14 protein-coding genes are annotated in these 15,194 nt (G+C 51.6%); 8 read left to right on the forward strand and 6 right to left on the reverse strand.

Translation table 11 applies throughout. The annotated features are described in order from the left end of the window. Window positions 1-37: 37 nt before the first annotated feature. From PsW74_RS02705 to PsW74_RS02720, 4 genes are all read left to right on the forward strand, one after another. On the forward strand, window positions 38-379 hold the full coding sequence (locus PsW74_RS02705) for a DUF952 domain-containing protein (RefSeq protein WP_063287314.1): 342 nt from the start codon (window positions 38-40) through the stop codon (window positions 377-379). After that, window positions 380-1,486, forward strand: coding sequence for a quinone-dependent dihydroorotate dehydrogenase (locus PsW74_RS02710; protein WP_063287315.1), 1,107 nt, complete (start codon window positions 380-382; stop codon window positions 1,484-1,486). A 214-nt stretch (window positions 1,487-1,700) separates the two neighbouring features. Further along, on the forward strand, window positions 1,701-2,300 hold the full coding sequence (wrbA, locus tag PsW74_RS02715; RefSeq protein ID WP_063287316.1) for an NAD(P)H:quinone oxidoreductase: 600 nt from the start codon (window positions 1,701-1,703) through the stop codon (window positions 2,298-2,300). Between the two features lie 127 nt (window positions 2,301-2,427). Next, window positions 2,428-3,465 (forward strand): NAD(P)-dependent alcohol dehydrogenase, encoded by a 1,038-nt coding sequence (locus PsW74_RS02720; RefSeq protein ID WP_063287317.1) that lies wholly within the window; start codon window positions 2,428-2,430, stop codon window positions 3,463-3,465. Window positions 3,466-3,538: 73 nt separating this feature from the next. Here the strand turns inward: PsW74_RS02720 and PsW74_RS02725 are convergent, their stop codons facing one another. After that, window positions 3,539-4,870 carry an MATE family efflux transporter gene (locus PsW74_RS02725; protein WP_063287318.1) on the reverse strand — a complete coding sequence of 444 codons (1,332 nt, stop codon included), beginning with the start codon at window positions 4,868-4,870 and terminating at the stop codon, window positions 3,539-3,541. A gap of 282 nt (window positions 4,871-5,152) precedes the next feature. Between PsW74_RS02725 and PsW74_RS02730 the strand changes: the two genes are divergently transcribed. Further along, complete coding sequence (locus PsW74_RS02730) at window positions 5,153-5,992, forward strand: histone deacetylase (RefSeq protein WP_063287319.1); 840 nt, start codon at window positions 5,153-5,155, stop codon at window positions 5,990-5,992. 157 nt (window positions 5,993-6,149) lie between these two features. After that, on the forward strand, window positions 6,150-6,713 hold the full coding sequence (locus tag PsW74_RS02735; protein ID WP_057464941.1) for a TetR/AcrR family transcriptional regulator: 564 nt from the start codon (window positions 6,150-6,152) through the stop codon (window positions 6,711-6,713). A gap of 26 nt (window positions 6,714-6,739) precedes the next feature. Here the strand turns inward: PsW74_RS02735 and PsW74_RS02740 are convergent, their stop codons facing one another. Further along, window positions 6,740-7,012 (reverse strand): DUF6460 domain-containing protein, encoded by a 273-nt coding sequence (locus PsW74_RS02740; protein WP_057464942.1) that lies wholly within the window; start codon window positions 7,010-7,012, stop codon window positions 6,740-6,742. Window positions 7,013-7,204: 192 nt separating this feature from the next. On the opposite strand from PsW74_RS02740, the gene PsW74_RS02745 reads away from it, so the two are divergent. Then, a complete protein-coding gene (locus PsW74_RS02745) occupies window positions 7,205-8,572 on the forward strand; it encodes a GNAT family N-acetyltransferase (RefSeq protein ID WP_208987803.1) in 1,368 nt (455 codons plus the stop codon). Window positions 8,573-8,581: 9 nt separating this feature from the next. On the opposite strand, the gene PsW74_RS02750 is transcribed toward PsW74_RS02745, so the two are convergent. Beyond that, a complete protein-coding gene (locus tag PsW74_RS02750; RefSeq protein ID WP_063287320.1) occupies window positions 8,582-9,388 on the reverse strand; it encodes a hypothetical protein in 807 nt (268 codons plus the stop codon). Between the two features lie 117 nt (window positions 9,389-9,505). Here PsW74_RS02750 and PsW74_RS02755 point away from each other — a divergent pair, with 117 nt between their 5' ends. Beyond that, a complete protein-coding gene (locus tag PsW74_RS02755; protein ID WP_063287321.1) occupies window positions 9,506-10,015 on the forward strand; it encodes a GNAT family N-acetyltransferase in 510 nt (169 codons plus the stop codon). A 56-nt stretch (window positions 10,016-10,071) separates the two neighbouring features. On the opposite strand, the gene PsW74_RS02760 is transcribed toward PsW74_RS02755, so the two are convergent. The 3 genes from PsW74_RS02760 to PsW74_RS02770 form a co-directional block, all read right to left on the reverse strand. Next, complete coding sequence (locus tag PsW74_RS02760) at window positions 10,072-11,580, reverse strand: DUF1963 domain-containing protein (protein WP_063287322.1); 1,509 nt, start codon at window positions 11,578-11,580, stop codon at window positions 10,072-10,074. A gap of 164 nt (window positions 11,581-11,744) precedes the next feature. Then, window positions 11,745-13,958, reverse strand: coding sequence for a 3-hydroxyacyl-CoA dehydrogenase NAD-binding domain-containing protein (locus PsW74_RS02765; protein ID WP_063287323.1), 2,214 nt, complete (start codon window positions 13,956-13,958; stop codon window positions 11,745-11,747). 14 nt (window positions 13,959-13,972) lie between these two features. Further along, window positions 13,973-15,181, reverse strand: coding sequence for an acetyl-CoA C-acetyltransferase (locus PsW74_RS02770; protein ID WP_063287324.1), 1,209 nt, complete (start codon window positions 15,179-15,181; stop codon window positions 13,973-13,975). Between the last annotated feature and the right edge of the window lie 13 nt (window positions 15,182-15,194).

Below are 15,194 nucleotides of genomic sequence, written 5' to 3' on the forward strand. Positions count from 1 at the left end.
TCAGTTGAGTAGACGTCTCTCCTGAAAGGCAAGTCCCATGTCCCTCATATTCAAGATCGCCCCCAAGGCGCTTTGGCAAGAAGCTGAAGCAGCCGGTTTCTTTGCGGGTGCACCGATCGATCTGGCCGATGGTTATATCCACTTTTCCAGCGCCGAGACCGTGAAAGAAACAGCAGCGCTGTACTTTGCGGGACAAACTGACTTGCTGCTGATTGCCGTTGAAAGCGAAGATTTCCCTGAAGAGCAGATGAAGTGGGAAGCCTCCCGGGGTGGAACGCTCTTTCCGCATCTCTATGGCAAGTTTCCCGCCTCCAAAGCTATCTGGGTCAAACCTTTACCATTGGATACAAATGGCAATCACGAGTTTCCGGAGCTGTAAATGTCGATTGAAAACCTCATAAACAAAGTCGGTATCCGGGCACTGCATTGTCTGGACCCGGAGACCTCCCACAACGCAACCATCAAGATGCTGGCCTCAGGTCTCGCGCCCACATTCGGCCAGATCGAGGACAAGGCTCTCGAATACAAGTGGGGCGATCTGATTTTTAAGAACCCGGTGGGCATGGCAGCAGGCTTCGACAAAAATGCCGAAGCCATCACACCACTGATGAAACTTGGCTTTGGCCATGTTGAAGTGGGAACGGTCACCCCTCTGCCGCAGGAAGGTAATCCAAAGCCTAGGAATTTCCGCCTGAGTGCAGATCGCGCCGTTATCAATCGTTATGGCTTCAACAATGACGGCCACGATCTCGTCTACGAGCGCATCCGCAAAGTAGGCCGCACACCGGGAGTGCTCGGTATCAACGTTGGGGCCAACAAGCTTTCAGAGGATCGTGTTGCGGACTATGTTCTGGGTGTAAAGCGCTTTGCAGAACTGGCGGATTACCTGACGGCCAATATTTCCTCTCCTAACACACCCGGCCTGCGGGACTTGCAGGAGAAGGATGCACTGGGGCATCTGCTCACCGCCATTATGGAAGCGCGCAACGAGCAAGAAGACCGCCTGGGCCGTAAGGTGCCCGTCATGCTCAAAATCGCCCCAGACGTGACCGACGAGGCGCTCAAGGAAATCGCAGAAGTCGTTCTGGCCAGCAAAGTCGATGGCATGATTGTCTCCAACACCACCATCGCCCGTCCAGCCACGCTGAAGGATCAGCTGCAGGCCAAAGAAGCAGGCGGACTGTCAGGCGCACCGCTGTTTGAACGAGCCACTATTGCACTGGCGAAAACCCGACGCGCAGTCGGTCCAGATCTGCCGCTCTTTGGTGTCGGTGGGGTAGACACACCAGAAAAAGCCGCAGCGAAGATCTTTGCAGGCGCAAACCAGATCCAGCTTTATTCCGGCATGGTTTATGAGGGACAAACGCTGGTGAAGAAGATCAACCACCATCTGTCCCGCCTCGTTGCTGCCCGCAAGGTTGCCAACTTGCAGGAACTTGTCGGCATCGACAATGACATCTGGGCCGATAAATCGCTGGAGAATTGAGGCTCACACCTATCGATAAATGAGGCCGGGCTTCGCAGGAAGTCTGGCCTTTTTCTCTGTGAGAACACCAGTCAAAGATATCCGCCGTCCACTGAGTGGCACGAAAATCTCTACAACTGTCAATATACAATGAACAGACATTCTATTTAATGTGATATTGTTCATTTATGTCGGTGCTTTACCTTCACTGTAAGAGCAACATGAAGGAAGACCCATGACCAAAGTTCTCGTTTTATATTATTCAAGCTACGGCCACATCGAAACCATGGCAGAGGCCATCCGTGAGGGGGCGGAAGATGTCGCTGGAACAACTGTGGTTGTAAAGCGCGTGCCGGAACTTGTGCCGGAAGAAGTTGCTGTAAACGGTCACTTCAAGCTTGATCAAAAGGCGCCGATCGCGCAACCAGGTGAGCTGGCAGATTATGACGCCATCATCTTTGGTACCCCAACGCGCTTTGGCAATATGGCATCGCAAATGCGTAACTTTCTGGATCAAACCGGAGGGTTATGGGCTGGTGGCAAGCTGATTGGTAAAGTCGGCTCGGTGTTCACATCCACTGGAACAGGCGGTGGTAACGAGACAACCATCACCAGCTTCTGGTCGACACTGGCGCACCACGGCATGATGATTGTTGGCCTGCCGTACTCAAGTCCGGAACTCTTCAATATTACAGAAGTGCGCGGCGGTTCCCCATATGGCGCCAGCACCATTGCTGGCCCGGATGGCTCTCGCCAGCCAAGTGAGGATGAGTTGAAACTGGCCCGAGACCAGGGGCGCCACATCGCAACAATTGCAAGCAAACTCGCCAGCTAAAAGCAAGTGCCACGCCTGATCACATCAAGCAGCACGTTGCCTGCGTTGTGTGATCAGGCGCATCAACTCAACAAAACCTTCAAGGCTGCCAAGGCCTGCCTCATATATTTCATTAAGAGATCATTCAATGACCGTTCCTAATCACGAGCAAAATCATCATCAGGGCATCGTTTTAAACGGCAATACATTCAGCTCCCACAGGTTCCCTGCAGAACCGCTTGGACCATTCGAAGTGAAGATTGCTCTGCAGTCCGCAAGCCTGAATGCACGAGATCAGATGATCCGAAAAGGCCAGTACGGTGAAATGCCAGCAGATCTTGTGCCTTTGTCCGACGGGGCAGGGGAAGTCATTGCTGTAGGTGAGCAAGTCACAAAATGGTCTGTTGGAGACCGTGTCATGCCAACCTTCTTTCAGGACTGGCTCGAAGGCTCATTCCAGCCAAGCGCATTATCTTCCGCAATCAGCTCAGCTGATCAGCCGGGCGTTTTAAGAGAGCAAGCGAAGTTTCATCAGGATACCCTCGTGCATGTCCCCGACCATATGAGCTTTCAGGAAGCAGCGACACTCCCTTGTGCTGGCGTCACAGCATGGCATGCCCTTTTTGAGCAACACAGGGCTTTGCGATCAGAAGATACCGTTCTGATACAAGGCACGGGTGGTGTTGCCATCTTCGCTCTGCAACTCGCCAAAGCGTTTGGAGCCCGCGTTGTTCTAATCAGCTCCTCAGATGAAAAGCTGGAGAAAGCAAAGGAGATGGGAGCGGACATCACCATCAACTATAAAACAACACCAGATTGGGATGTTGAACTGAGAGAACTGACAGATGGACATGGCGCTGATGTGGTTCTGGACCTTGGCGGTAAGGAAACGCTGGAGCGATCCATACGTGCCGTTGCCGCACATGGCCTGATTACACAAGTGGGTGTTCTGACTGGTTGGGCACACGCCCCTGAGAATATCAGCCAGCTTGTCCTGAATAACTCGTCGCTGTCGGGTGTTCTGGTCGGCTCCCGTGCTTATTTTGAGAACCTGTGTGCGTTTGTCTCCAAGCACCAGATCAAACCGCTCATAGACAAATCTTTCTCCATGTCCCAGATCGACGAGGCCTATGCCTACATGGATCAGGCACAGCACATGGGCAAAGTCACCATCGACATTACCTAGCATGTGACTTGCGTCTTGCCCGGGTATGCATATCGGGCAAGACAATCTGCTTTCAGCTGAGGAAGTCCTGAAATTATGCCTTTTGGAGAGCTCCAAAATACTGGCGTTCGCGAACCACACACAGATAACTAAGGGTCAAACCACGCGCCCCGAAGAACACCAGCAATGAGAACCACAGGCCGTGGTTTCCGTAGAGCGGATAAAGCAGGTAATAGCTGGCAAGAAACAGGATGGTGGAGACCACAACAGAGTTCCGCATATCCTGAGACCATGTCGCGCCAATAAATACGCCATCCATCTGGAAGGCCAGCGTGCCAATGATCGGCGTCAGTACAGCCCAGATCATATAGGTACGTGCTGTTTCTCGCACCTCTGTATGCGTTGTCAGCAGGTCAATAACCGGTCCGCCAGCCACCCACAACACGACTGCCGCACCAAAGGACAGCCCAAAGCCCCAGCCGATGGAGAGCCGCAGGGCTTTGCGGAAGGCAGTCCTCTGTTTAGCCCCGATTGCTTGCCCAATTACCTGTTCTGCAGCTGATGCCGTACCATCCAGAAAGAATGCTGCGATCAGAATGAATTTCTCAAGCACAGCATTGGCGGCAAGCACCACTTCTCCCTGAGCAGCACTGCGAGAGGTAAAGAAGCCGAAGGCAAACAGCATCACCATGGACCGGATCATGATGTCCCGGTTCAGCGCCAGCATCGGCTTCAGTTTCTCCCAAATGATGATCTGAGAAAACGAAGGCAGGCTTGCGCCGCGGAGTTCGCGCTTGATCAGAAAAAGACCAAGGCCAAATGTCAGCATCTCGGCAATAAAGGTTGCCACAGCGACACCGGGAATGCCCCAGTCAAACCCAAGCACAAACACAACAGAAAGCACCATATTGATGACATTCAGGAAGGTCTGAATGAGCAGTCCGATACCGGCTTTGCTGAGGCCCAGATACCAACCAAGAATGGAATAGTTGGCAAGCACAAACGGTGCTGAAAACGCACGGATCGCAAAGTATGTCGCCGCAGCTTCCTGCACCGCATCCGTCCCGCCAATAATGGGCAAGCCAAACGTCAGAAGCGGCCACTGTAAAAAGATGACGACAATGCCACCAATAATACCCAGCAAAAGGGCACGGGCGAGCACTGCACGCAGTTCATTGCCATTGTTGGCACCAAGAGCCTGTGCGGCAAGGCCAGTCGTTCCGGCTCGCAAGAAGTAGAAGAAGGCGCCAATCACATCAAAAAGGATTGTACCAACAGCCAGACCACCCAAAAGAGCAGCATCATGCAACTGCCCAATCACCGCGGTATCAACCAGCCCCAATAAAGGAGTGGAGATATACGCCAGTGTCATAGGCACGGCGAGCGCAAGGAAAGAGCGGTTCGTCACCTTGAAACTTGTAGACACGCGGGAAACCTTCAAACGCACGAGTGCAGCACCAGCAAGCAGCTCAAAATGGATTGGATAATCAAAGTATCATTTGCATATTTGTTTGTTCTGCGTTTGTCCATACCATATTGCGCAGAACTGCTATAGATAAGAATGTATCTCCGAAACGTGGGAACCGGTTTTCGGATAAGGAAACGAGAAAGTAAAAGCGAATTCTAAGAAGGTACTGCCCCTGTGAAGCTCCCAATCGTGCACCATCCTGCTTACACGGCAAACATTCCGGAGAACCACCGGTTTCCAATGCGCAAATATGCGGAAGTAGCTCAGTGGTTGAAGCAAACCGATCCAGACGGTGCTCTCTATGATTTCCACGAGCCGGAGCCAATCTCCAGACAAGACCTGCTGCGGGTGCATGCAAAAGACTATGTCGATCAGGTTCTCAGCTGCAATGTACCTCACGCCATCGCGCGTGAGATCGGCTTTCCCATGACCCAAAGCGTTTCCTTCCGTGCGCAATGCGCAACAGGTGGGTCTCTACTCACGGCAATGCTGGCGCTGGAGCATGGCGTCGCCTGCAACACTGCCGGTGGGTCGCACCATGCCCGCATTGCACAAGGAGCAGGATTTTGCGTGTTCAACGATGTGGCCGTTGCAGTGAGGGCGGTACAGGCCATGCGCATGGTACGCCGCGTGCTCATTGTTGATCTGGATGTCCATCAGGGAGACGGGACTGCTGATATCTTCGCCCATGACACCAGCGTCTTCACTCTCTCCCTCCATTCAGAAAAGAACTACCCCGTCCGCAAGAAAGCTTCCACACTGGATGTACCCCTGACCGATGGCATGGAGGATGATGAATATCTTGAGATCCTGGAGGACACGCTCAAACAGGTTCTCACCAGTTTCAAAGCTGACCTGGTGTTCTTCAATGCAGGCGTCGACCCTCATCACGATGACCGTTTAGGGCGTCTTGCACTCTCTGATGAGGGACTGCGAAAACGAGAGGAACTGGTCTTTAAACTGGTAAGGAATGAGGGGCTTCCACTTGCAGGTGTGCTGGGAGGTGGTTATTCGTATAATCTTCGACTATTGGTTAACCGGCATTCAAATCTGTACCGAGTGGCAGCGAAGTACTTATGATTCAAAAACAAGTCCTATTTATATAAAATTTTAGTTAAATGTAATATTCCACCATTAAGAACTGAATAGGTAAATGTGTCTTGCCATTTTATGAAAAATGCGCAGTATCCCCTCCGTAAAGTGCAAATAAAATGCCTCGGAAGGCTAGGAGACACATATGGGTGTTGTAGTCACCAATAGAAGCGTTGTACTGGATACTGCGGATTACATGATCCGGGAAAGCGGGCTGTTGGGCTTGGATGTCGACCAGCTTGCCAGCAGTACTGGAACAAGCGAGCAGGATATCTCGAAAATGTTCTCTTCCAAAAAGGGGGTAGAGCATGCCGTGCTGCAAAGGTATATCGACCGCTTCCTGCAGATCCTGGGTGACCCTGCCACGCAAACTCTTCACTTTCGCAGAGCGCTGGATACCTACATTGCCGCCTTTCAGGCAGGCATGGCAGACGGTGGTGAGCTGTTCCTCTCAGCAGTGCTGGGCGACAAGGATGAAGAACTGCCCGATGAGCTTCAGGAACTTGCCGCGACTTTCGCGCGCCGCAACCGTGTCTGGTTGGCGGACCTGTTGGAATACAGTGGCAGCTGGTCCTCTGAAGAAGCGCTGGTGAAATCCGATTTCGTGCTTGCAGCACTGGAAGTTGCCGTTTTGATTGGCAACACGAGCGAAGATCCGGAGATCTTCGACAACCTGTCAACCAACATACACAACATCTGTATGCAGTAGTGGTTTCTCCGCCGGAGCAGGCGCGGTTAACGCCCGCGCCAGTTCATAAGGCGAGTAATGAACCACAGTGGCACGACGACGATGGCTCCAAGGAAGAAGTAGGAGCCAAAGCGTTCAATCGCTGAGAAGCCCATATTCCAGATCCTGACAAAGAAATCCTGCACGGAATAAATCAGGCTCAGCGGTGAAAAGTCCAGCGCAGACAAAACAATCCCGACAATCAAAGATAGAAAAATCAGCCGAATGAGAACGCGCCCTGGCGAGTCTCCAAGAAAACGGTTGAACTTATCGTTTGACATCAAAATCTCCGCTACACCAAAGCGTACCCCCGAATGCTGAAAACCGCTTTTCGGATAAGGAAACGCACTGCAATAAAAGCTCAAAGCAGTTTGACTGTCCTAAGTTTAGTGCATACTGCTTAACATTGATTTCTATATAGGAAGCCTGAGGGATATTGCATAGATGCAAATCCAAATTGTACGCTCAGGTTATTGCTGAAAGTTATTGGTGTGCCGTTTATTGTCTACGCTGCGGAACCGGAAGACGCAGACCTCCTCGTAAACATCCGCGTCCAGTCCATGCGCGAAAGCCTTGAAGCGCTGGGCCGTTTTGACCCTGACCGCGCGCGCGAACGTTTCCTGAACAACTTTGTCTGTGAAGACACCTTCAAACTCGTCTCAGGACAACAGATTTTGGGGTTCTATTTACTGCGGGACCGCAAGGATTACATCTGGCTCGACCACCTCTACGTCCACCCAAGCGCCCAGGGAGGTGGCATAGGAGCCGCCGTGATCTCCCGGATCAAAGCGCATGCGTTCTCAAAAAGAAAGCCAATCCGCCTCGGTGCATTGAAACAAAGCAAAGCCAACGCCTTCTACCAGCGCCACGGTTTCCAGCACACCCACAGCGCAGAGTTCGACAACTACTACGAACTCCCGCTGGAAAGCATGCCGCAGGGCGCACCAACTTTCATTCTGAAACGAGCTGAACCCAAAGATATCGAACAGCTCGCAGACCTGCGCCATGAAGCGATGAAAGACGAATGGGCAGCTAATAATCTCACAGACTATGCCCTTGCGCGCAGGCATTTCTTTGAAGACTTCAAGTCCGAGGCAACGCTAAAGATTGTGCAGAACGAAGAGTTGCTCGGCTTTACAGCGGTGCATGAATATCAGGACTACATCCATCTTGATATGATCTACCTGCACCCAACAACCCAAGGGCAGGGTATCGGTGGGCAGATTGTTACAAACATCAAAGAACAAGCTACGCAGCTGAACAAGCCAATCCGGCTTGGAGCGCTGCGTATCAGCAACTCCAACAAGTTCTATCTGGCGCAAGGCTTCAACTTCACGCACAACGTGGACTTTAACAACTACTACGAGTTCACCCCAGAACCAGCCTTCCAACTCCAATCCGCATCTCAGGAAGACTTCGAAGAACTCCAGCACATTCGCTACACCGCAATGAAGGAAAGCGCGGAAGCCAATGGGCTGTTTCATCACGACGAAGCCAGAGAGATATTCCTAAGCGAATACGCACCTGAGAAGACCCGGAAGATCCAGAAGAGCGGCAAGACAGTCGGCTTTTATGTGGTCCTGAACCACCTCGATCATCTGTATCTGGACATGTTCTACCTGCTGCCTGAAGCGCAAGGTCTCGGCATAGGCTCAAAGGTCCTGCAACAGATCAAGGATCAAGCGGATGAGCAAAACAAACCCATCCGCCTCGACGCTCTCCGCATCAGCCGCGCTAACGATTTCTACCAGGGCTACGGCTTTCGCGTGACCCATTCAGAAGGCTCCATAAACTACTATGAGTATGCGCCAAAGTGCTCTCTCGAAGTAAGTGAGGCGTGAAACTGGTCTTTACGTCCCAAGGACTTCCAGAGGCTGCTTGGCGACGGTAATGAACTCCCAGGCATTGTTGGGATCAGCGCCTGCTTGTCGGAGCAGTCCGTCAATTTTATCTCTGAACTCATAGCGCTGAGTGTCCGAGAGTGTTCCGTTCTCTTCCAACGCATCCTGTAGCTGAGATTTAACGTCTAGAAACTGGAGTTCAATTTCATAATCGCCGGATTCCACATTGAACCAGCCTTTAGCTGCCTGATAGTAAGTCTCTGGATTTTCTTTTGTCAGCTGAAAAAGCTCTTCCGGGCCAGCCTCCTGGAGGTTGCTGCTATCGCCCGGTCCAAACCACAGGCTCAGCACCTTGCCGTCTTCCGCTCCCAGTGCCACATGCGTGTCCGCAAAAAAGAACACCACATCACCCGCTTCAAAGGAGGTTGCTGGCTCGCTGTTGTCATACCCGACAACCTCATCCAGAATTTCATTGTAGCCAATGTCGTAGTTGAGATTGTCTTCCAGCTCGCGAATGACCCGGTTGCTCTCCGGTGTGTCCGCATAAGCCTTAAGCCCCATCAGCAGAACAGCTTCCTTGCAGTTCATGCAGCTGTGCGCAGTGGGCTGTAGCAAAGCAGCTTGATTGGTCAGGTGATCGCGAAAGTGGGAGTTGTCTTCAAGCGGCGTCGCCCCTGATTGCCAGTTGAGGCTTCCTTTCCAGGACTGCCCAACCTCGACAGCTTTATTGGCGCTTTGCACGTTTTGTGCACCAGCTGCCGATTGCAACGGATGTGTGGACTGAACATTAGTGAGGCTCTGGGTATTGATAGGCATCGCGAGATCTTTGCTACATTATTATCATCAACCTCTGGTATAGGATTTGACAGGCTTCGCGAGTGTCCTTCAGCACATCGCAAGGGGCAGGTGTAATGTCATCACCGGATGGGGCATATGATGAAACAGGACGAGATTGGCAAACACGGTAAGGACCAGCAGGCTCTTTTAGAGCGCCCCTCATGGCGCTTAGAACCTGCAAACGCCGCTGATTTCGACCTGCTTGCAGGTATCCGTCAGCAAGCTATGAAAGACAATATGGAAGCCAACGGTCTGTTCGATCATGCGCTTTACCAGCAGTATTTCAAAGACAGCTTCGATCCGGCCTCAACCTGGAAGATCATTGAAGAAAACGAAGTCCTCGGCTTGTACGTCCTCTGGAACAAACAGGATCACCTTTACCTCGAACGCCTCTACTTCCACCCAAAAGCCCAGGGTCGAGGTATTGGAGCAGACCTCCTGAATATCCTGAAACAACAAGCCACCGCCCAAAACAAACCCATCCGCCTCGAAGTCCTCCCCCAAAGCCGCGCCAACGCATTCTACCTCCGTCATGGGTTTGAGCTGATTGAGGAGAGGGAAGAGGAGAAGGTGTATGAGTTTGCATCTGATAGTAGTTTAGCTTAGTTGCCACACTGTAGACGCATTAGCGCCTAAGACAGCAGTTCTCTCCCAAGTACGACTTAACAAGCACCGGTGAAGGTTACACCTGCCCAATTTCCGGCGGTCAGATCTTCGGGTGAGATCCAGAGTTGGATGTTCCCGGCTCCATAAGAGAAACCGATTGTGTTATTATCTTCAAGTTGCAGAAGAAGAAGCTTTTTCTCTGAAAGAGCAGTCTCAACATGGCCTTGATAGTCCGCTCCTATGCCAAACATCTGATGCGGTGTTCTACTTCTGATCACTTGCTCGAAAGCTGAAAGGCAACTTGAAGGCAGTTCTGAAAAGCCAACTCGTTCTGCATCAAGAAGACTCTTAAAGGTTTTACTCTTGCTTCCTAGGCAAGAGCCTAGCGTTTTTCTGACTGCTTTTATCATGTCATTGAGCGAGTTTGAATTGGTGGCATCGAAGAGGCGCAGTAGATTGATTTGGTCACTTTGTGCTGATGACTGCATTCTTGGTGGGTGCGACGAGCCCAAGCCCAAGATTGAGTTAAGGAAGTTGCTCAACGGATTTTGCTTAGCTTTGCCAGCTGAGGATTTCTTAACACCCTCCAGACTAACAAACTCGTCAAAGCGTCCCATCAGCCAGCTGCGAAACTCATTCTGTTTGTATTCAGCAACGGGTTCGTGAGGAGGGTAAATTAATGCTTGCTGCTGCCAGGAAAGTACTTCTTGATGAAACTCCACGAAAAGGCTGGATTTCATGCGTTTGCGCTTTTGTGACAATGGCTGGTAGTGCAGTTCGTGAACGAGTTCTTGGCAAAAGATATCTACTAAACCCCATCTTTGCGGCCAATCAGAACAAAATGCCTTACAGAAGTGATCATTTAAGACATCCTCCGCACCATTCGTGTAGCTCATAAGCTTGGTGTTGTAAGCCGCCGATAAATCTGACAGCCGAATAGTTTCAGGCTTACCAAAAAAATACTGATCTGCTTTCTGTTTTCCAAAAGCTAACGAGTACGCTTCATATCGTGAATTCTTTGTGAAACTATCAAGCCGTTCATGTGTCCCGTCTGGCAACTCATCGATCTCAAAGTAATCAGGAGTCCGAAACGTATTGAAGGCAATAGGATCATATTCAACTTTACGCAGGTAGCCTTCATCAAACTCTCCGGTGATGTGACGCTTGCGAGAGTGGTGCATGAAATTACTTGCGTTTGAGTGGAGCGGGCTGCGCTGAGGAACATGCTTGATCAGATTATCACTTACAGGATGATAAACTACTGTAGCCGCATCTGCATCTCCGTTTTCGGCGGCGTTCACGTTGATGAAAAAGTAGAGAATACCGCTTCTGACCATACCTTCTGGAAGCCAAGGCAACTCACCAATGTTAACTTGCCCTAGAAACATGTCAGCGAACTGCCCAAGCTTACCATCATCATTCGGCCATTTAAAATTAGGCGAAGCCAGAGGTTTTCCGCCGAAAAAGCTGGTCGCTTTACCTTTTGGCAACCTGAGTTCGAACGCAATTGCAGTATGCGTATTTTGCGCTACGAAACTCTCAAATGTGTCCTCAGTTACGGTCATTATTGGCACTCCAACCAGAAAAGAGAACGGTTAAGGTACTGTCTGAAAACGTTTCCAAGCTGAACTCCGTGATGTAAGCCAATAAAAACGCCGATGAGATTTCTCCCACCGGCGCTTCAAATTTAAACCAGACGGCTGTGCAGTAAAGCCCAGCCAAATCTGTCTTACTCTGCAGCTTCTGCGACAGCCTCGGCAGGGGAGAACTTACCGTAGTAGGTCTCGCCAGCGTCTGCCATTGCGCGCAGCTGTTTGTTTGGTGCGAAGCGGTCGCCCCATTTTGCAGCCAGCTTGTCACAGCGCTCTACAAACTCTTTGGTGCCAATGCCGTCGATGTAGGACAGCGTACCACCGGAGAACGGTGCAAAGCCGAAGCCGAGGATAGAGCCAACGTCTGCTTCACGAACGTCCGTCAGGCAGTTCTCTTCAAACACGCGTGCGGTTTCAAGAGCCTGAATGCCTAAAAGACGGTCCTTCAGTTCTTCAATGTCAAACTCATCGGCAGACTTGGATGGACCTGTGATGTCAGTAATGCCAGGCCACAGAGCCTTGTCTTTACCTTTGTAGTCGTAAAAGCCCTTAGTGTTCTTACGGCCAAAGCGCTCGTTCTTAACAACCATTGCATCCAAAATGGTGTCAAAACCGCTGGTAGGATAAGCATCGCCAAGGTCTTTCTTGGTCGCTTCCTTAATCTTCCAGGCAAGGTCCAGAGCAACTTCATCACCCAGAGACAGCGGACCAACAGGCATGCCTGCCATTTTGCCAGCGTTCTCGATCATCGCTGCCGGAACACCATCGGAAAGCATCATGATGCCTTCACGAACGTAAGTGCCGACCACGCGGGAGGTGTAAAAACCTCGGCTGTCATTCACAACAATCGGGGTCTTCTTGATGGCCTTCACGTAGTCCAGAGCAACAGCTGTTGCTTTGTCCTCAGTCTTCTCACCCAAAATGATCTCAACAAGCATCATCTTGTCCACTGGGGAGAAGAAGTGAATGCCGATGAAGTCAGCTGGACGCGATGACGCTTCTGCCAGTGAGGTGATCGGAAGAGTAGACGTGTTGGATGCGTAAACTGCGGAAGCTGGCATTGCTGCTTCTGCTTTCTCGGTCACAACGCGTTTCACTTCACGGTCTTCGAACACAGCTTCGATTACCAGATCCACATCACTCAGGGCGTTGTAGTCAGTCGTCGCAGTGATCAGGCTCAGCAGCTTCTCTTTTTTCTCAGGGGTAGACTTGCTGCGCTTGATAGCTTTGTCCAAAAGGCCTTCAGAGTAAGCTTTGCCTTTGTCAGCAGCTTCCTGAGATTGGTCGATCAGAACAACTTCAAGGCCAGCTTTTGCTGTGACATAAGCAATGCCTGCACCCATCATGCCAGCACCAAGAACACCAACCTTCTTCAGGCTTGTCTCAGGCACACCAGCAGGGCGGCGAGCCCCTTTGTTCAGCTCCTGCATGGAACCAAACAAGGAGCGAACCATAGCGGCAGCTTCCTTGCTCTGCAGAACATGGGCAAAGTAGCGGCTCTCAATGGTCAGGCCAGTGTCCATTGGCACCATCAGGCCTTCAACAACAGAGTGCAGCATGTAGCGTGCGCCCGGGTAGTTGTCGTAGGTGTTCTGACGGTAAATCGCGTTCGCAGCAGGCCAGAACTGCATACCGGATGGGGAGTAAACCTTACCGGTTGGGATTTTGAAGCCCTTCTTGTCCCAAGGCGCAACTGGGTCAACACCTTCGCTCAGCATCTTCTTGGCAGCAGAAACCAGCTCAGCTTCAGGCGCAACAGCGTCAATCAGCTTCAGGCGCATGGCCTTCTTCGCATCAAGGTTCTGACCCATCAGCAGAAACTGCAGACCGCCCTGAAGGTCACCAACCAGGCGCATAACACGCTGAGTGCCACCAGCACCTGGGAACAGGCCAACCTTCACTTCAGGAAGAGCCATCTTCAGGCTTTCCTCAGCGCCGATACGCTTATGGCAGGCCAGAGCCAGCTCAGTGCCACCGCCCATGGAAACGCCGTTGATCGCAGCCACATATGGCTTGCCGGAGGTTTCCATTTTACGGAACACGAGAGAAAGCTTGCGAGTGCCTTCAAACAGTTCTTTCGCAGCGCCTTCCGGATCAACGCTCTGACGTTTTTTAAAGCCGGCAAGAGCTTTGCCAATCATGGAAAGGTCAGCACCAGCGGAAAACGCTTTCTTGCCAGACGCAACCACAACACCTTTGATGGCGTCATCAGCGGTGATGTCGTCGATGATTTTGTCGAGCTCGTTAATGACGGACTCGTCAAACACGTTCATCGGCTTTTCAGGCGAGTCCCATTTCAGAACTGCAAAGCCGTCCGCATCGGTTTCAAGGGTAAAGTGTGTGTAAGTCATGTTCGTCTCTCCCCTTAAACGCGCTCAATGATGGTTGCTGTGCCCATGCCAGCACCAATACACAGCGTAACAAGAGCAGTGTTTTTGTCCTGGCGCTCCAGCTCATCAAGAACTGTACCAAGGATCATTGCGCCGGTTGCACCAAGCGGGTGACCCATTGCAATTGCACCACCGTTTACGTTCATGTTGGCGTGGTCAATCTCAAACGCCTGCATGTAGCGCAGAACAACAGCAGCAAAGGCTTCGTTCAGCTCAAACAGGTCAATGTCACCAATTTCCATGCCAGCGTTTTTCAAAAGCTTCTCGGTCACATCAACCGGGCCTGTCAGCATGAGTGCCGGATCAGAACCAATGTTTGCAAACGCTTTAATGCGTGCGCGTGCTTTCAGGCCGTAAGCCTCGCCAGCTTCTTTAGTACCCATCAGCACAGCAGCAGCACCATCCACGATACCGGAGGAGTTACCAGCATGGTGCATGTGGTTAATCTTTTCGATCTCAGGATGTGCCTGAATACCAACAGCGTTAAAGCCACCCATACTGCCCATCATCTCAAAGGATGGGTTCAGGCCAGCAAGAGACTGCATGTTTGTTTCAGGACGCATGTGCTCGTCACGGTCCAGAATGGTCAGGCCATTGATGTCGCGTACAGGGACAACTGAGTTCTTGAAGCGGCCTTCATCCCATGCCTGTTTTGCACGGCGCTGGCTTTCTACAGAGTAAGCATCCACGTCATCACGGGAGAAACCATATTTGGTGGAGATCAGGTCAGCAGAAACGCCCTGCGGCATGAAGTAGGCAGGAATAGCCACCTGCGGGTCTGCAGGCCAAGGACCACCAGAAGCTCCAAGACCTACACGGCTCATCGCTTCAACACCGCCAGAAATAACCAGCTGGTTCTGACCGGACATGATCTGGGAGGCACCCATGTTCACAGCATCCAGACCAGACGCACAAAAGCGGTTGATCTGGATACCAGGAACTGAGCGGTCATAGTCTGCTGCGAAGACAGCAGCACGTGCAATGTCAGAGCCTGCATCACCCACTGGGTCAACACAGCCAAGCACAACGTCGTCTACAAGCTTCGTATCAAGCTCATTACGGTCTCTGATGGCTTCAAGAGCGTTCGCTGCAAGGCGCGCTGTCGAAACTTCATGCAAGGAGCCGTCTTTCTTGCCGCGCCCGCGTGGGGTGCGCACATGATCGAATATAAGGGCGTCTGCCATATTGTCCTCCGCA

This window comes from Pseudovibrio sp. W74, assembly GCF_001623085.1.
Lineage (GTDB): Bacteria > Pseudomonadota > Alphaproteobacteria > Rhizobiales > Stappiaceae > Pseudovibrio.